We start from the raw sequence: 16,982 nt of genomic DNA, 5'->3' as shown, positions 1-16,982 counted from the left end.
GCATTGAAACACCTAAATTTGGCAGAGGGGAATTATGTCTGACTAGGAGCCTGTCGGACTTATGCTTTCGAGCATAAATTTCAGTAGAGCGAGTCGAATTATTCGATGGATTCGTGAGAATAGTTGACCTATTTAATCGAATTCTTCGAATAATTGGGCCGTTCTTTCTGGAATTTAGGCCGAAATAGTCTTAAGTCCGACAGGCTCCTAGCACTAGGCTGAACGAATCTAATAATAGTCGTTGCTCAGAATTTCACAGAAGGAGAATGCCAACCTGACATACCACAACATGATTTTCCGAGACGATATACCGGGAAACCGAGAAAGATTTTTTGATTATGAAAGGAAAGGAAGTGAAGACTGTCTATTGATGTACAGAAGAACCACAGCAAAAAAATGGCTCACTGCAGACCAATAGACAGGCGTATAGCATCAATTGGATATTTTCAATAATAAAGTCATGCCAGACCTGTCAGAGACAGGTCCAGAATAGAGTATTACTTTCTTGGGCCTCTGAAAGAAACCTCTTTATTAATATTTTCCTTAACGGCAGCAACATTATCGGTGGCATTCTTTGCGAAAACCAGAGCCTGAGGCAAAGCACCAATCTCAAGCTTTTTAATGACCTTGTCAGTTGCAGTATCGATAACCTGAGCCGTAGCACTCAACTCGTTAACGTAGTAGACATACTTGCCATCATCACTTCCCCAGATACCATGAGGAAGGGTTTCAGTCTTGATTGTCTTAACCAGCCCAGCCTTCTCTGTACCATAGGTATAGACATTGATTTTGTTCTCACCTCCTACCGTGACATAAACCTTGTTGTTGGCAAACGTCAGGTGATTACTCACCTTACCGGTTTCAAACGTTTCAATGATATCCATGGTTTTAGTATCGATACGGGTAACATGACCATTATCTTTATGCCCAACCCACACTTCCTTGCCATCCGGAGAAGTGTTCAGGAATGGAGAGAAATTGGAAGGCATTTTTAACGTCTTGATAATATCTTTTGATGTTGTGTCCACAATCCAGAAATCATCATTAAAACTGGAGGACACATAAGCATAATGCCCATCATTGCCAAAGGTAACCATACCGGGACCTGAGCTCAGCTCAATTTTCTTGGCAATTTCACCACTGTCGGGATTAACAACGGCTACATGATTTTCACCACGAACCGTCACCCAAACTTCACCATTGTTATAGCGAGGCTCATGAGGGTTTCGCCCCACATAAACCGTTCTTTTTACATTGCCGGTATTGGTATCAACAAATACGACAGAGTTAGTTACTGTCGATACGACTGCTAGCTCATGCCTTTCAGGCGAGTATGAGAGACCATGAACATTGATCTGACCATTATAAAGTGGGCTGAAAATCTTGGCCTCACCCGCTGGCAAACCCAGCTTCAGATCCCCCACTTTGGTCATGTCATCAGCATTGATGATCGATACAGTATTATCATTCTGGTTAGCGGTATAAACCAAATCGGTAGCAAAAGATAGATTTGCACTCATTGCCAAAGCAGCAATCACTGGTAAACCAAACTTCTTCATTTAGATCTCTTCCATTTTCAAAATATGACAAACCTTCAATTTAAAACCAATGAATAAAAAATATTGAAGGTTTAATTAGCGCGGATTTACTTTTTCTCGACCTGCTTCATTTCAAGAAGCTGGTTCATGATTTTAATTTCATTTTTCTGATCAGTAATAATACCCTGAGCCAGATTTCTCAACTCCTCATCCTTGGAGGTTTCCAGAATAATTTCAGCCATATCTACAGCGCCAGCATGGTGAGGAATCATCATTCTCAGAAAGTCAGTATCATTGTCGCCGGTGTAGCCGGCACGCTCCATTCCCTGATGCATTTTGATCATGGCCTGACTATTTTTCTGTTGAAAATCATTTCCAGTTTTGGCCGAATGATCCACACCGTTATGAGCAAAAACCGTCAGTGGAAATACCATGCAAGCCAGCAGCGTAATCTTTTTCAAAGCAACATCACTCTATAGACGTCAAATACTTTTCATTTCTTCAAAACACAGTCGCTAATCAATAACCCTGTATATCGTCAAAATGCTTTCTTATCTCTAAAGACGACGCGAGTTATTATTTTATTTCCAATTTTATTTATTTTTTTTAAAAATTTCTCTCATTCCATTGAACAACGTGAAATACAAAACCATTTCTAAAGAAAAAACAGGAATCATGCAGAAGAGAGTCTGAGTGGAATAGAGTAAGGAATGATTAAGATAAGAGCGTACAAACAGGTCAGAGGCGTCATTGACACCCCTGACCAGAAAAGATCAGAGCAGTATACCCAGCATACGACGCAGAGGCTCAGCGGCTCCCCACAACAACTGGTCGCCTACTGTAAAGGCAGACAGATACTCAGACCCCATATTCAACTTGCGAATACGACCGACTGGAATATCCAGGCTGCCAGTCACGGCGGCAGGCGTCAGCTTTTCCATAGTGACCTCTCGGTCATTTGGAATCAGAGACACCCTGTCGTTGGCACTGGCTACAATGCTCTCCACTTCTGCCAGAGGCACATCTTTCTTCAGCTTTATGGTCAACGCCTGACTGTGGCAGCGCATAGCACCAATACGAACACAAACGCCATCTACAGGCACCAGAGCCTGACCGTCCAGACCGAGGATCTTGTTGGTTTCAGCCTGAGCCTTCCACTCTTCACGGCTCTGACCGTTTTCCAGCTGTCGATCAATGTACGGAATCAGACTGCCTGCCAGAGGAGCGCCAAATTCGCTTTGAGGCAGATCAGAACTGCGTAATAAATCAGACGTTTTGCGATCAATGTCCAGAATGGCACTGGCAGGATCAGCCAGCTCTTGTGCAACATTGTCACGAATCACTCCCATTTGAGTAATCAGTTCGCGCATATTACGGGCACCGGCGCCACTGGCAGCCTGGTAAGTCATGGCACTGACCCAATCCACCAGCCCCTCTCGAAACAGTCCACCAATGGCCATCAACATCAGGCTGACGGTGCAGTTTCCGCCAATAAAGTTTTTAACGCCAGAATCAATAGCCTGATCAATAACCGGACGATTCACCGGATCCAGAACAATAACACTGTCGTCCTTCATTCTCAGAGAAGAAGCGGCATCGACCCAATAACCATTCCAGCCACTTTCACGCAGAGGCTCGATCACTTTATTCGTGTAATCTCCACCCTGACAGGAAATGATGATATCCATATCAGCCAGAGCTTCAACCGAGTAAGCATCCTGCAGTGCTGCAACAGGCTTGCCCGAATCTCTAGTGATGAGTGGACCAGGCTGCCCATGCTGGGAAGTGGTGAAGAAGACCGGATCAATATTCGCAAAGTCATTCTCTTCACGCATACGATCCATCAATACAGAGCCGACCATACCTCGCCAGCCGACAAAACCGACCTTTTTCATAACTGTCCCTCGAAACCTTGACCTTAGTGAGCAACCTCCTGGCTGCTCACTGACAACTGAAAACTGTTAACTCAACGCTGAAGGCAAGCCACTACGGCATTACCCATTTCGGAGGTATCTACCAATGTGCAACCCTCTGAAGCAATATCACCGGTGCGCAGCCCCTGATCCAGAACATCGCTGACTGCTTTCTCAATAGCATCAGCCGCTTCGATCTCACCCAGGGAGTAACGCAGCAACATAGCCAGAGAGAGAATCTGGGCCAGCGGATTGGCTTTACCCTGACCGGCAATATCCGGAGCAGAACCATGAACAGGCTCATACATACCCTGATTGGCTTCGTTCAGGGAGGCGGATGGCAGCATGCCAATGGAGCCGGTCAGCATGGCAGCACAGTCGCTCAGAATGTCGCCAAACATGTTGCCGGTGACCATCACATCAAACTGTTTCGGCGCACGAACCAGCTGCATGGCAGCATTATCAACATACATATGGCTGAGCTCGACATCGGAGTAGTCAGAACCCATACCTGAAACAATTTCACGCCACAGCGCAGTCACTTCCAGAACGTTGGATTTATCAACAGACGTCAGTCGACCACCACGTTTTTGGGCCGCTTCGAAAGCCACCCTGGCAATACGCTTGATCTCAGACTCACGATAAACATAAGTGTTATAACCTTCGCGCTCACCACTTTCGAGGGTACGAACACCTCTTGGCTCACCAAAGTAGATACCACCGGTCAACTCACGAACAATCAGAATATCCAGACCTGCCACCAGCTCATGCTTCAGACTGGAGGCTTCAGCCAACTGCGGGAACAGCATGGCTGGGCGCAAGTTTGCAAACAGCCCCATTTCGGAACGCAGCTTCAACAGACCACGTTCAGGACGATTCATCATGGGCTGGTCATCCCACTTGGGACCACCCACTGCGCCAAAAAGAATACCATCAGACTTTTTCGCCACAGCCAGAACTTCATCGGTCAGGGGAACACCATGGGCATCCAGAGAGGCACCGCCTACCAAGCCTTCACTGATTTCAATATCCAGACCAAAACGTGTTTTGACGACATCCAGGACTTTCAAGGCTTGGGCCACAATTTCAGGACCGATACCGTCGCCGGGCAGGCATAAAATCTGTTTACTCACTTCCCTTTACCTCTTACCAGAGCAGCAGGAATGAAAAGGCATAAACCTCTCATCCCGCTGTTTGAAAAATTTTTGTTTACTTTCAATGAATAGCTCAGTGAATAGCTCAGTGAATCGCGTCAAACAACCAGGGCTGGCTTTCGCGATGACGCCCTTCAAAAGCTTTGATTGCATCCGCATCCTGCAATGTCAGACCTATGTCGTCCAGACCATTAAGCAGGCAATGACGTCTGAACTCATCAACCGAAAAGCTGAGTTCACTGCCATCCGGCTTGACCACTTTTTGTCGGTCAAGATCAACTTTCAGCTGATAACCTTCCTGAGCTTCAATCTCATTGAAGATTTCATCAACCGCCTGTTCCGACAGCGTGATGGGTAAAATTCCATTCTTGAAACAGTTGTTGTAGAAAATATCGGCAAAACTGGGGGCAATCACGCAGCGAAAGCCAAAGTCATCCAGTGCCCAGGGGGCGTGCTCACGACTGGAGCCACAACCAAAGTTCTGACGAGCCAACAGGACAGACGCGCCCTGATAACGATCCTGATTCAATACAAAATCAGGATTCAACGGACGAGCCGAGCAATCCTGGCCTGGCTGACCTTCATCCAGATAGCGCAGTTCATCAAACAGATTAGGTCCAAAGCCACTGCGCTTGATGGATTTCAAAAACTGTTTGGGGATGATCATGTCCGTGTCAACATTGGCACGATCAAGAGGCGCCGCCAGGCCGGTATGAATAGTAAATGCCTTCATGGTGTTAAGCCCCCTGTCCCATCACTTCTTTATTCATCAAGAGCCGTACATCAACAAAATGACCTGTTACCGCAGCAGCTGCCGCCATAGCCGGGCTCACCAAATGAGTTCGACCGCCAAAGCCCTGACGACCTTCAAAATTACGGTTAGAAGTGGAAGCGCAGTGCTCACCCGCTCCCAGCTTGTCTGCATTCATAGCCAGACACATGGAACAGCCCGGCTCACGCCATTGCAGACCAGCCGCTTCAAAAACTTTATGCAGGCCTTCTGCTTCAGCCTGTTCTTTCACCAGGCCGGAGCCGGGAACGACCAAAGCTTCCTTAACCGTTTCAGCAACCTTCCGACCTTTTACAACAGCTGCTGCGTCTCTGAGATCTTCAATGCGTGAGTTGGTGCAAGAACCGATAAAGACTCGATCAACTGGAATATCCGTAATCGGCATGCCTGCCGTCAGCCCCATGTATTCCAGGGCTCTTTCGTAACCTTCCTGCTTGGTTTCATCAACCGCATCAGCAGGAGACGGTACATAAGCATCAACAGGCAGAACCATTTCAGGGGAAGTACCCCAAGTCACCTGAGGCTTGATCTCTTCGCCTTTTAATACGACCACTTCATCAAAGACAGCATCGGCATCAGAATGCAAATCCGACCAGGCTTCAACGGCCTTATCCCAGAGGTCGCCTTCAGGAGCAAAAGGACGACCTTCTACATAATCGACAGTGATCTGATCCACTGCGACCATACCCGCACGGGCACCCGCTTCGATGGCCATATTACAAACGGTCATTCGACCTTCCATACTCATGGCACGAAGCACATCACCACCGAACTCTATTGCAGAGCCAGTACCACCAGCGGTACCGATTTTCCCGATGATGGCCAGGACCACATCTTTAGGTGTGACACCTAGTCCCAGCTCTCCGTCGACACGCACCAACATATTCTTCATTTTCTTGGCTACCAGACATTGGGTAGCCATGACATGCTCAACTTCAGAGGTTCCAATGCCATGAGCCAGTGCACCAAAAGCACCGTGAGTCGAAGTATGGGAGTCACCACAAACCACGGTCATGCCCGGTAACGTTGCCCCCTGTTCCGGACCCACTACATGAACAATGCCCTGACGGGTGTCCATCATGTCAAATTGGACAATATCGAAAGCATTGCAATTTTCATCCAGGGTTTTAACCTGAATTTTGGAGATAGGATCTTCAATGCCTTCAATACCGGTCTTGCGCTCATTGACGGTAGTGGGCACATTATGATCGGGCGTTGCCAGGTTGGCATCAATACGCCATGGCTTTCGGCCAGCGAGGCGCAGACCTTCGAACGCCTGAGGAGAGGTAACTTCGTGTAGCAGCTGACGATCGATATAGATCAAAGCCGAACCATCGTCCCTTTGACGGACAAGGTGGTTGTCCCACAACTTGTCATAAAGCGTCTTACCTGCCATTAGCTGAACCCTCATTACAGCACTTTCATTTTAAGGGTATCCTAGAACGAAGGAACAGATTACTCAAATTCATCTTTTTCATGCTATTAATAACTATTAGGAATACTACCGTTTACAATGAGGAGCGATCAGCTCACAGTGGGTGACAGACAGATGATTTGATTGAGCCAACTAACTTAGACCCCTTTCAACTCGCCACTGATGACTGTTAACTGAAAATGGATATACCGAGCCTTACTGCCTTTCTGACCGTTGCCGAGTGCAACTCCTTTTCACTGGCTGCAGAAAAGCTGCACCTGACCCAGCCTGCGATCAGTAAGCGAATTGCGGCTCTGGAAAACCATCTTGATACCCAATTGTTTGATCGAACCGGTCGACAGATCAATTTAAACGAAGCAGGTCGAGTTCTGCTTCCTAAAGCCCGTCAGATGCTGGAATTGATGAAAGATACCCGGCAAGAAGTCAGCAATCTGAAAACCCAGGTGAAGGGCCCTCTGGCCATGGCCACCAGTCATCACATAGGCTTACGCAGACTTCCAAACATTTTGAGAGAGTATTCCCAACGTTATCCCGAGGTCAAACTGGACATTCACTTTGTGGATTCTGAAGTGGCCTACGAGATGTTAAGCCGGGGAGAAATTGAGCTCGGCATCATCACACTGTCTCCTGACAACCCCGACCGCTTTCAATCACATCTTATCTGGGATGACCCGCTGGTTTTTATGGCCGCTAAAGATCACTCCTTATCCAGACTACAAAAAGTCAGCACTCAGCAACTGAGTGTGCATCAGGCGATTTTGCCAGGCTCAAACACGTTTACTTACCGACTGGTTCGCAAACTGTTTGAAGAAGAAGGCTTGTCTCTACAAACAGCCATGTCTTCCAATTATCTTGAAACGATCCGAATGCTCACCTCGATTGGACTGGCGTGGACCATACTGCCTGCCTCAATGCTAGACGATGATCTCGTTGCACTGAAAACACAGTGCCATACTCCTTCACGAAAACTCGGCTACATCATTCATAAAGAGCGAACCCTGTCGAATGCAGCCAATGCCTTTCTCGGCCTGCTGAATCAGGAAGCTGACTGAAAAACAGTCCAGTAGCCTGTCGGACTGAAGAAAACTTGTGAAGCATTATTCGAAAACACGTTTTCGAAGCTACACTTGCCTGATTCTGGGCGGAAAACCTCTAAAAAAACGTGTACAAAGCTTCATCTTTATCAGGGACTTTTGGCATTCGGCCATTACAGAGAATTCTACAGACGCTGTTCATCTGCCTGTTAAGCGGCACTGCCAGCGCTGTGATGATGTTCCGAATTGCCGTGAATGACCATCATCTTGGGGTCGTTTACCGCCAAAGCACACCTTCTTTCAGTGTTCAGCAGTTTTTACTGCAACCTTCTGATATCCAGAAAATGACCTTGCAACAGTTTTATCAATCTGGAGCGCCTGTTCCAGGATTGATTGTCTGGACTACTCTGGCCCCCTACCAGGAAAAACATCAGGCCAATCTGATCGATATTAACCTGGGTCGAGTCAGGTATCAGAAAACGGAGAACCTCAAAACCAATGTTTATGATTACCGCCACTGGCTGACCTCTACCGTTTTTGACTCCAGTTTTCTAAACAGAATCATGCGCTATCCGGCAGAGGTTTTGACACCACCTTTCTTCTATCCCGATCTGATCGAGTTTTTCACAACAATGAGTGTCAGAGACCTTCCACAATTCGGCAGGCATCAAAAGCTTCATGACCTGAGTATTTATAAACATCCTATTAAGATCCGTTTTCTGGATCAGCGCGAAGCACGGGAGAATGACGAGACGCTTCATTACCTTTACTGGGATTCTCAAGTCCTTTTTTTTGAATCCACTCGTCCTGGATTTTACTTATTAAATGGACAAACCATATACCGTAATGGCGAAGTGGAACTGATTGAATACCAGTTTAAACATGGGCAAGCCGTCACCTATCGACGAGACACACTTCGGAAAGAACTCGAACAGGAAACCGCTGTCAGAGTAAAAGCCAATACTCCCGTCAAACAGCCGAATTATACAAACCTGAAAACCAATCAGGGATCGTTGGACCATGACAGTGGTTTAGGCACGCTGACATCAACGGGTAGTTTGTCCAATGCTGCTGCTCCACTTCTTCCTTATTTTTACCTGCATTCATCGGGATTCGAAAAATTGATTATGGGCTTCTAATTCTTCGATGACCCTAGCCATTGTTATTCGCTGACCCGCCCCCATAATGCCTCTATCTTTCATTGAACTGATGGAGTGCTGTATGTTCAAGGCGCTGTTGCTAGAGCAGGAAGGCAAGACCACTGTATCTTCTGTCCAGGAACTGGACGACAGTCGTTTACCCGAAGGGGAAGTGACTGTGGCTGTCGACTATTCCTCTCTGAACTACAAAGATGGTCTGGCTATCACTGGCAAGGGAAAAATTGTTCGCAATTTCCCCATGGTTCCGGGCATCGATTTTGCAGGCACAGTGATCAACTCTGCCAGCCCTGATTTTTCCGAAGGCGACAAGGTCATACTCACCGGCTGGGGAGTCGGCGAAAACCATTGGGGTGGCATGGCTCAAAAAGCCAGGGTCAAAGCCAGTCAACTGGTGAATATGCCTGAGGGGCTCGACAGCCGAAGAGCCATGATGATCGGCACAGCCGGCCTGACAGCCATGCTGTGCGTTATGGCTCTGGAACAGTCCGGTGTGACACCCGAAAAAGGCGAGATTTTGGTCACGGGTGCCAGCGGCGGTGTCGGCACCGTTTCTGTAGCCTTATTGTCCAAACTCGGTTACGACGTTGTTGCAGTTTCGGGTCGTCCCGAAAACTCAGCCATGCTGGTTAATCTGGGCGCCAAACTGATCCTTCCACGAAGCCGTTTTGAAAAATCTGCCCGTCCACTGGACAAACAAATGTGGGCAGGTGTTGTGGATACCGTAGGCAGCAAGCTGTTGGCCAAAGTGCTTTCTGAAATGAATTATGGTGGTACCGTTGCAGCCTGTGGACTGGCTGGCGGCTTTGATCTTCCCACAACCGTAATGCCTTTCATTCTCAGAGGAGTAAACCTGCAAGGTGTGGACTCTGTTATGTGCCCAATAGAAAGGCGCACCCAGGCCTGGGAAAAGCTGGTCGAACTGTTGCCAGAAAGTTTTTACGACCTGGCCTGCCAGGAAGTAGCTCTGGAAGGCATCGCTGAATACGCTGAAGCCATTACAGAGGGTCAGGTTACCGGCCGTGTGATCGTAAGAATTTAACCCGGTACACTATTGGGACTCATTTATTTTCATGGCTTATGGCAGTTTATGACTGAGTCCCCTCTCCAGATATTGAACTAGACTGTAACTCCTCCCGACGTCCCAAGGTTGCAGCTCTATGATTCAGACAGGTTTCGGACATTCTTCAAAGTCCAATGTTTTTTCTAATTTTCATCCGGAACATTTGTCCAATACCTGCCTATTAAAACCTCTGCTGCCATGCATCACCCTTTCAAGTTTTCTGGTATACCTGTCTCTGATATTATTGAGTGGCCTGACTCAGGCTTCTCCGCCCTACTACCTTCTAAGATCCACATTGTCACCTGACCATCTGCAAACTCAGGTTGAACTCAAAAACTTTCTTGCTAGCCGAGATGTCTTTCTCCATTCAGGGTTCTGCGGAAAAAACAACAACCATATTCTTGTCAGCTCTGATACAGGACAAATGGCTTGCATTGAACGCTACCCACGATTCCAGCAAGCGATCCGGGGCGAACTCTACAGCTACCACTTCAGTCAATGGCTAGGCACTTCGAATATTCCAGCTATAGTCGTTACTCGACTCCGTTATGCTCACGACATCTGGCAACCCTGGAAGTCCAAATTGACAGGAATGGGATGGCATGAAGGCGATTATCTGGTTGTCAGTCACTACTACCAGAACCTGTCGGAGGTTAAGCTGCCTGAAATATTGAGAACAAAGAAAATACTGAGTCCAAGAACCAGAGGCCATGATTCCATGTCAGAGATGTATCAGTGGTCCAACCTTATCATTCAGGACTATATCAACGGCGAAAACGACCGACTGGTCAATACACTGGTCAATCTCGAGCAGAACAGCAGCATGTATTCTCACCCTGTTCATAACCTTGGGAGATCCTCAGACCAGCGACTGATTGCTTACGACAACGAGCGAAGTTTTGGCAAAGGTTATGACTTTGCGCTAAGCAAGTTTGATGATGTAACGGGGCAGAAACAACAACAGTACCAGCCACACGTTCTTTACCGGTTATGCCTCGTCTCTGACAGCGTACGAGAAAAACTGAACGACCTTTCCAACCAGGAAGATCCTGCAAAAACGCTTGAAGGTTATATCCAGTCGGTCGATTTTGAATCGTTCTCACTTATTGCTCCTTTAAGTAAGGAACATCGGGAAGTATTCAATCATCGTATACTCCATGTACTCAAACACTTCAGCCAGTGCCACCGTTCGCCCCGTATTAACCCTTAATTACTTCGAACCCTTTAAGTGCAATAGTTCGAGGTTTTACTGATTGAACTGAAACCACCATGAATGTCCGCCCTGTTCTGTTCGTCATAGGTCTTTTCCTGATGGTCCTGTCAGTACTGATGCTACTACCAGCCCTGTATGATCTGCTAACCGGTGCAGACGGCGTGTATTCATTTGCTCTGTCCGCTTTGATCACACTGGTGATCGGCTTACCTTTATTCTATTTTTGTCGTTTACCAGTATTCAGTCTGAAGCCCAGACAGATATTCCTTTTGACCAATTCCTCCTGGTTTACACTCAGTGCTTTTGCGGCATTGCCTCTGTATCTAGAATTGGATATCAGCTACACCGATGCTTTTTTTGAAACCATGTCAGGTATCACAACCACTGGCTCAACTGTTCTGAGCGGCCTTGATCACATGAATACTGGTGTCTTGCTCTGGCGCTCACTGCTTCAATGGCTTGGAGGCATAGGCTTTATTGTTCTGGCGGTGGCTGTGCTGCCTTTTCTTAAGGTCGGGGGCATGCGCCTGTTTCAGAGCGAATCTTCAGACTGGTCCGACAAGGCCATGCCCCGTTCTGGCAGCATTGCCAAACGGATCGTTTTTATTTATCTCGGTCTGACAATCTTTTGTGCCTACCTCTACTTTCTGGGTGGTATGAACGGGTTTGAAGCCATCAATCATGCCATGACCACCCTTTCAACCGGGGGCTACTCTACATCTGATAGCTCCATGGCTCATTTTCAGAACCCCTTCATTCATTGGGTAGCTACCCTGTTCATGATTTTCGGCTCACTGCCCTTTGTATTGTTCGTGAAGTTTCTCAGAGGTGATCCTCAGTCATTACTCAGAGACAATCAGGTTCAGGCCTATTTGAACTTTCTGCTCATTCTGTGGGGTCTCTTCACACTCTGGTTGTATATGAACAGCGACTATTCGTTGTTCAAGTCACTGACCCTGGTCGCCTTTAATACCGTATCTGTTATCACAACTACCGGTTATGCATTGACGGACTACACAACATGGGGCGGGTTTGCCGCCACCCTGTTTCTGTGTCTGACAGTTATTGGCGGCTGTTCAGGCTCCACGGCAGGCGGTATCAAGGTTTTTCGCTTTCAGATTGGTGCACGCCTGTTAGGGATTCAATTGAAACAACTGGCTCATCCGAGAGCCTGCTTTGTTCAGAGCTACAATGGCCAACAAATCACCAGTGACATCCTCAGATCCCTGATCGCTTTCTGCTTCTTTTTTGCACTCCTGACCACCACTCTAACTCTGCTTTTGAGTCTGCTGGGACTGGATCTTGTCACCAGCCTGAGTGGCGCAGCAACAGCCGTAGCCAATGTGGGACCTGGTCTTGGGGACACCATTGGGCCTGCTGGTAACTTTGCATCAATACCGGATGCGGCCAAGTGGTTACTAAGTGTAGGTATGCTGATGGGCAGACTGGAGGTTATTACAGTACTGGTACTCTTTACTCCTGCATTCTGGAAGGACTGAGTACAACCCGTTTGGAGCCTGACTGGCTCAAGACCGACAAATGTTTACTGATTTCTGGAGCCCATGGGTGTTGATACCTTGGGCACCACGAAAATGAAACATCGTCCGTTCAACCTTTTCTTGTCATACAGAATGGATAAAAGAAGCCAGGTCATCAGGCTGTCTGAACGCGCCTATATAAAATTCAACGTCTACATAAATAACATGCTTATTGAATACTCCCCTCTCATCCCCCTTGAGCAAAAAAGGATGGCTGATTTAATAAAGTACAAACGGTTACAAAAAAGACCCGCACTCACCTCAGTAACTGATGTAAATCAAATAGTATTTATTCACACTCCTGTAGTATTCTTCGCCGCCAACGATAGCATTGAAAGCAGGCTTCAATCTGTTTGATGCTTGATCAAATCAGCCATAAGCAGAAAGTGTCGTTTTTTCAGATCATTAAAACCAGACACTTCCAGAAGATGTATATTGCTTGCCAATGAATGATAATCCTCCGTCGCACCTTGTTAGTCTGATTCGTCAGCGTACTCATAATAACGGCTGTCAAACGGCCATCCGTTTTTCCAGCCACCACCAATGGCAAGCCATGAACTGGCAGCAGCTGGGAGAAAAAATCGACCAGGTTTCCCGCGCCCTGCTGGCAGATAAACTCCCGGTTCAAAGCAATATCGGGATCTGGTCACAAAACCTCCCTGAATGGACTATTGCTGACCTGGGCACCCTGCAAACCCGCTGTGTGACTGTACCTATTTATCCAACCAGCACCGCTGAACAGGCTCGCTACATCATTGAAGATGCAGAGATTTCAACGCTGTTTGTCGGTAAGCAGGAACAGTTCGATGGTGCTCTTGAACTGCTTGAGAAATGTGACTGTCTGAAGGCCGTTATCGTTTTTGATCCCCAGACCGACCTGAAAGGTTGTACTGAGGCTCAAACATTCAACGACTTTCTGGCTTCTGCCCCTGCAGACAGTGAAGAACTGAGAAACAGACTGGACAACCTGTCTCTGGATGATCTTTACACCCTGATTTATACCTCAGGAACCACAGGCCAGCCCAAAGGCGTAATGCTGGACTACACCAGCATTAGTGCTTCTTTTGAAGCCCATGACCATCTGATCCATCTTGATCACACAGACGTGTCCATTGCCTTTCTGCCCCTGAGCCACATTTTTGAAAGGGCCTGGAGCTACTACGTTCTTACCCGGGGAGCAGTCAACTGTTACCTGACAGATCCAACCAAGATTGCAGACGTACTGCCAACCCTCAAGCCTACAGTTCTTTGTGCCGTTCCCCGCTTCTACGAGAAAATTTATACCGGTGTCAACACCATGATTCAGAAAGGATCACCGGTAAAACGTGCCATCTTCAAAATGGCAATGAAAATTGGCTTCAGCACCATGGAGTTGAAACGCCAGGGCAAGACAGTTCCAGGCTATATGGAAAGCCTGAACCAGCTGGCAGACAAGCTGGTGTTCGGCAAAATCAAAGAAAAACTGGGCGGCCAGATTCGTTTCATGCCTTGCGGTGGTGCCCGTCTTGACGATGAGATCAACCGTTTCTTTCACGCTCTGGGCATCAATGTCAAAGTCGGATATGGCATGACTGAAACCACCGCAACGGTAACCTGCTTCCGGGATACCGGCTATCAGTTTGGTAGTTGTGGAACACCTCTTCCGGGCATTCAGGTCAAGATCGGACAGGAAGGTGAAATTCTGGTCAAAGGCCAGACAGTCATGCGCGGCTACTACAAAAAGCCTGACGAAACCGCCAAAACCTTTGATGCTGACGGCTGGTTAAAAACCGGGGATGCAGGCCTGATCGATGAAACAGGTCAGTTGCGTATCACCGAGCGCATCAAAGAATTAATGAAAACGTCCAACGGCAAGTATATTGCTCCTCAGTACATAGAAGGAACGCTGGGCAAAGACCGGTTTATTGAACAGGTCGCCATCGTTGCTGACGCCAAGAACTATGTTTCTGCCCTGATTGTGCCGGCTTTTGAAGCATTGGAAGAGCACGCGAAGAGCATGAACCTGAAATACGAAAGTAAAATGGAGCTGATCCGCAATGCGGATATTCAGGCTATGTTTCAGGACCGATTGGATCACATTCAGAGCGAGCTGGCCCGCTTCGAACAGGTTAAGAAATTCACCTTGCTACCCCGTGAGTTCTCCATCGAAATGGGAGAGATCACGCCTACACTGAAATTACGCAGAAAGATCATCATGGAGCGTTTCCGTAAGGAGATTGAAGCCATGTATAAACCTATTCCGTCGCGCTAAGCACTCACAGCAGGTCATTCGTAAAAGGATGACCTGACCCTCTTACTGCTGCAGCGGAAAGCCCTACTTGCCTGATCACTACCAAGTCGCCTATCCTTCGCCGCTTCAGTTTTTTGCCCTAAGGGGTTATTGACGTTTTGTTTTGGGCTCAGTGCTGCCGAAAAGCGGTCATATACCAGGCAAGGCGACGCAGATGTAGCTTTTCTACTTCAAGAAGACTTAACGCAGTACGACTGCATGGATGCAAGAGCTAGAGAAACGCAGGAGCAGTTACCGAGATGGCCGCTTTTCGGAGCATCCAAAGGACAGTTCCTGGAGCATCCATGACTGTGTTCCAGTAGATTGAAAGACATTGTGGTATTCCTGCTCTACTGCGCCTGGCCCTGAATGCTCCAGGAACTGCTGAGCACGAAAACAAAACGTCAACAACCCCTTCATCCACCTAAAGGTTTAAGTGCTCATGGAGCAATATAATTTCACTTATAACAACATCCATAACACCATTCGTGCTGCTGCAGAGAAGATCAAAGCGTCCGGATTCGAACCTGACTACCTGCTGGCTATTGGTGGTGGCGGTCTGATCCCGGCACGCATTATGCGCACCTATATCAATAAGCCTATTCTGACGGTTTCCCTCACACGCTACAGCGATGAGATTGGTACTGCGCCTTCTGAAACGCCCATCAAACTGCAATGGCTAGAGCCTGACACTAATCTGGATGGCAAAAAGGTTCTGGTGATTGATGAAGTCGATGATGAGAGAACAACACTCGAATTCACCCTGAACCATTTGTTTGATAAACACCCTGACACAGAATTTTCAGCCTTCGTCGTACACAATAAGTTAAAAGAAAAGAAAGGCACCCTGCCAGAAAAGCTGAGTCACTTCTTTACCGGTGAAGACATCCACGATTACTGGATCAATTACGCCTGGGATGCTGAAAATATCGATCAGTTTGGCAAATAAGAACCTTGCAGGTCAGTCAGACTGGCTGACCTGTAACCAGAGACTATCGAAAACCACTGGGACATTCTGTAAAATTCTAACCGGTTAGACGAAAAGCTGAGAGTACCGCTGGATGAATGACAAGTATCATATACCTGATAATTACGTCATCCCTCTTCTCACGGCTGCTGCCCAGGAAGGCTGCGACATAGAAAAACTGTCCAGGGATACAGGTATAGCCATAAACCCTCTTTCGGAAAAGGGTTCTGAACTGGCCGTTTCCGAAAGTCAGTTTCATCAGCTTTACCGAATGATTTCAGATCAATCCCAGGCTGAGGCCACCGAATTAAGCTCGAGTTACCGACTCAAGCCGGGGGCATTCAGAGAAATGGCACTGAATCTGATAGCCAGTTCCGATCTGAAAAAAGCACTCATCCGGGCCCATGAATTCTTACTGGAACAAGACCTCTCTCAAGATCATCCGTAGTTATTCAGAGTATCGGAGGATGGAGCAACCGCTTACTTGCTGCACTATGGATATCAGCAAAAAAGTAAGGATATTAACTCCTCCAATCAGCTGAGCATGGTTTATAGCCTCGCTCTCTGGTAAGGCCATTACCCCATTGACGGTTAACCTGATGGGGCCTCCGATGTTCAGTCTTAGCGAGTATCGTTATCACTTTGAATGTCCTATCCGTTTTGACCAGCCAGAAAACAGCATTCTTATTGCGTCGGAAGAACTCAGTGCCCCCATTGTTCAGACTCAGGAACACTTTAAACATCTGACAAAAGGCAATCTGTACAGTTTTTTCAATACAGAAACTCTTGACATCCTCCCCGCCCTAAAGAACGGGGATTCCTACAGCTAGACGGTCATGCCCGACCGCAAGAATGTTTCTTGCTGCGTTTACGTCACGCAGATGTTCAGCTCCGCACTCTGAACAGACCCA

17 protein-coding genes are annotated in these 16,982 nt (G+C 47.4%); 10 read left to right on the top strand and 7 right to left on the bottom strand.

The annotated features are described in order from the left end of the window. Positions 1 to 497 precede the first annotated feature (497 nt). The 6 genes from ACR2PX_RS24780 to leuC all read right to left on the bottom strand — a co-directional run bounded on the left by ACR2PX_RS24780 (position 498) and on the right by leuC (position 6,791). On the bottom strand, positions 498 to 1,559 hold the full coding sequence (locus ACR2PX_RS24780) for a hypothetical protein (RefSeq protein ID WP_434002028.1): 1,062 nt from the start codon (positions 1,557 to 1,559) through the stop codon (positions 498 to 500). Positions 1,560 to 1,645: 86 nt separating this feature from the next. After that, complete coding sequence (locus ACR2PX_RS24775) at positions 1,646 to 1,999, bottom strand: DUF305 domain-containing protein (RefSeq protein WP_434002027.1); 354 nt, start codon at positions 1,997 to 1,999, stop codon at positions 1,646 to 1,648. A gap of 312 nt (positions 2,000 to 2,311) precedes the next feature. Further along, a complete protein-coding gene (gene asd, locus ACR2PX_RS24770; protein ID WP_434002026.1) occupies positions 2,312 to 3,433 on the bottom strand; it encodes an aspartate-semialdehyde dehydrogenase in 1,122 nt (373 codons plus the stop codon). Between the two features lie 71 nt (positions 3,434 to 3,504). Next, positions 3,505 to 4,584, bottom strand: coding sequence for a 3-isopropylmalate dehydrogenase (gene leuB, locus ACR2PX_RS24765; protein ID WP_434002025.1), 1,080 nt, complete (start codon positions 4,582 to 4,584; stop codon positions 3,505 to 3,507). Between the two features lie 106 nt (positions 4,585 to 4,690). Continuing rightward, entirely contained in the window at positions 4,691 to 5,338 is a 648-nt protein-coding gene (leuD, locus tag ACR2PX_RS24760) for a 3-isopropylmalate dehydratase small subunit (RefSeq protein ID WP_434002024.1), read from the bottom strand. Between the two features lie 4 nt (positions 5,339 to 5,342). Then, positions 5,343 to 6,791, bottom strand: a complete 1,449-nt coding sequence (gene leuC, locus ACR2PX_RS24755) for a 3-isopropylmalate dehydratase large subunit (RefSeq protein ID WP_434002023.1) — start codon at positions 6,789 to 6,791, stop codon at positions 5,343 to 5,345. A 218-nt stretch (positions 6,792 to 7,009) separates the two neighbouring features. Between leuC and ACR2PX_RS24750 the strand changes: the two genes are divergently transcribed. From ACR2PX_RS24750 to ACR2PX_RS24705, 10 genes are all read left to right on the top strand, one after another. Continuing rightward, positions 7,010 to 7,882, top strand: a complete 873-nt coding sequence (locus tag ACR2PX_RS24750) for a LysR family transcriptional regulator (RefSeq protein WP_434002022.1) — start codon at positions 7,010 to 7,012, stop codon at positions 7,880 to 7,882. Between the two features lie 110 nt (positions 7,883 to 7,992). After that, a complete protein-coding gene (locus tag ACR2PX_RS24745) occupies positions 7,993 to 9,003 on the top strand; it encodes a hypothetical protein (protein ID WP_434002021.1) in 1,011 nt (336 codons plus the stop codon). 82 nt (positions 9,004 to 9,085) lie between these two features. After that, the gene (gene acuI / locus ACR2PX_RS24740; protein ID WP_434002020.1) at positions 9,086 to 10,063 is read left to right on the top strand and encodes an acrylyl-CoA reductase (NADPH); all 978 of its coding nucleotides are present in this window, start codon (positions 9,086 to 9,088) and stop codon (positions 10,061 to 10,063) included. A 118-nt stretch (positions 10,064 to 10,181) separates the two neighbouring features. Then, positions 10,182 to 11,294: a hypothetical protein gene (locus ACR2PX_RS24735; protein WP_434002018.1), complete on the top strand. Its 1,113-nt coding sequence runs from the start codon at positions 10,182 to 10,184 to the stop codon at positions 11,292 to 11,294. A 59-nt stretch (positions 11,295 to 11,353) separates the two neighbouring features. Continuing rightward, positions 11,354 to 12,796 (top strand): TrkH family potassium uptake protein, encoded by a 1,443-nt coding sequence (locus ACR2PX_RS24730; RefSeq protein ID WP_434002017.1) that lies wholly within the window; start codon positions 11,354 to 11,356, stop codon positions 12,794 to 12,796. Positions 12,797 to 12,859: 63 nt separating this feature from the next. Beyond that, positions 12,860 to 13,192, top strand: a complete 333-nt coding sequence (locus tag ACR2PX_RS24725) for a hypothetical protein (RefSeq protein WP_434002016.1) — start codon at positions 12,860 to 12,862, stop codon at positions 13,190 to 13,192. 88 nt (positions 13,193 to 13,280) lie between these two features. Further along, positions 13,281 to 15,086, top strand: coding sequence for an AMP-dependent synthetase/ligase (locus ACR2PX_RS24720; RefSeq protein ID WP_434002015.1), 1,806 nt, complete (start codon positions 13,281 to 13,283; stop codon positions 15,084 to 15,086). Between the two features lie 460 nt (positions 15,087 to 15,546). Further along, a complete protein-coding gene (locus ACR2PX_RS24715; RefSeq protein ID WP_434002014.1) occupies positions 15,547 to 16,053 on the top strand; it encodes a phosphoribosyltransferase in 507 nt (168 codons plus the stop codon). Positions 16,054 to 16,165: 112 nt separating this feature from the next. Continuing rightward, positions 16,166 to 16,519 (top strand): hypothetical protein, encoded by a 354-nt coding sequence (locus ACR2PX_RS24710; RefSeq protein ID WP_434002013.1) that lies wholly within the window; start codon positions 16,166 to 16,168, stop codon positions 16,517 to 16,519. Positions 16,520 to 16,622: 103 nt separating this feature from the next. Further along, a complete protein-coding gene (locus ACR2PX_RS24705) occupies positions 16,623 to 16,901 on the top strand; it encodes an AraC family transcriptional regulator ligand-binding domain-containing protein (protein WP_434002029.1) in 279 nt (92 codons plus the stop codon). Here ACR2PX_RS24705 and ACR2PX_RS24700 read toward each other — a convergent pair. Next, positions 16,875 to 16,982, bottom strand: a 108-nt coding sequence (locus tag ACR2PX_RS24700; RefSeq protein ID WP_433997355.1) for a zinc ribbon domain-containing protein, incomplete at its 5' end; no start/stop codon positions are given. The two genes, ACR2PX_RS24705 and ACR2PX_RS24700, sit on opposite strands and share 27 nt — an antisense overlap.

Source organism: Endozoicomonas sp., assembly GCF_051008435.1.
In the GTDB taxonomy this organism is placed as follows: Bacteria; Pseudomonadota; Gammaproteobacteria; order Pseudomonadales; family Endozoicomonadaceae; genus Endozoicomonas_A.
Note: the sequence above shows the minus strand (reverse complement) of the source record. Positions and strands in the feature narration are given on the sequence as shown.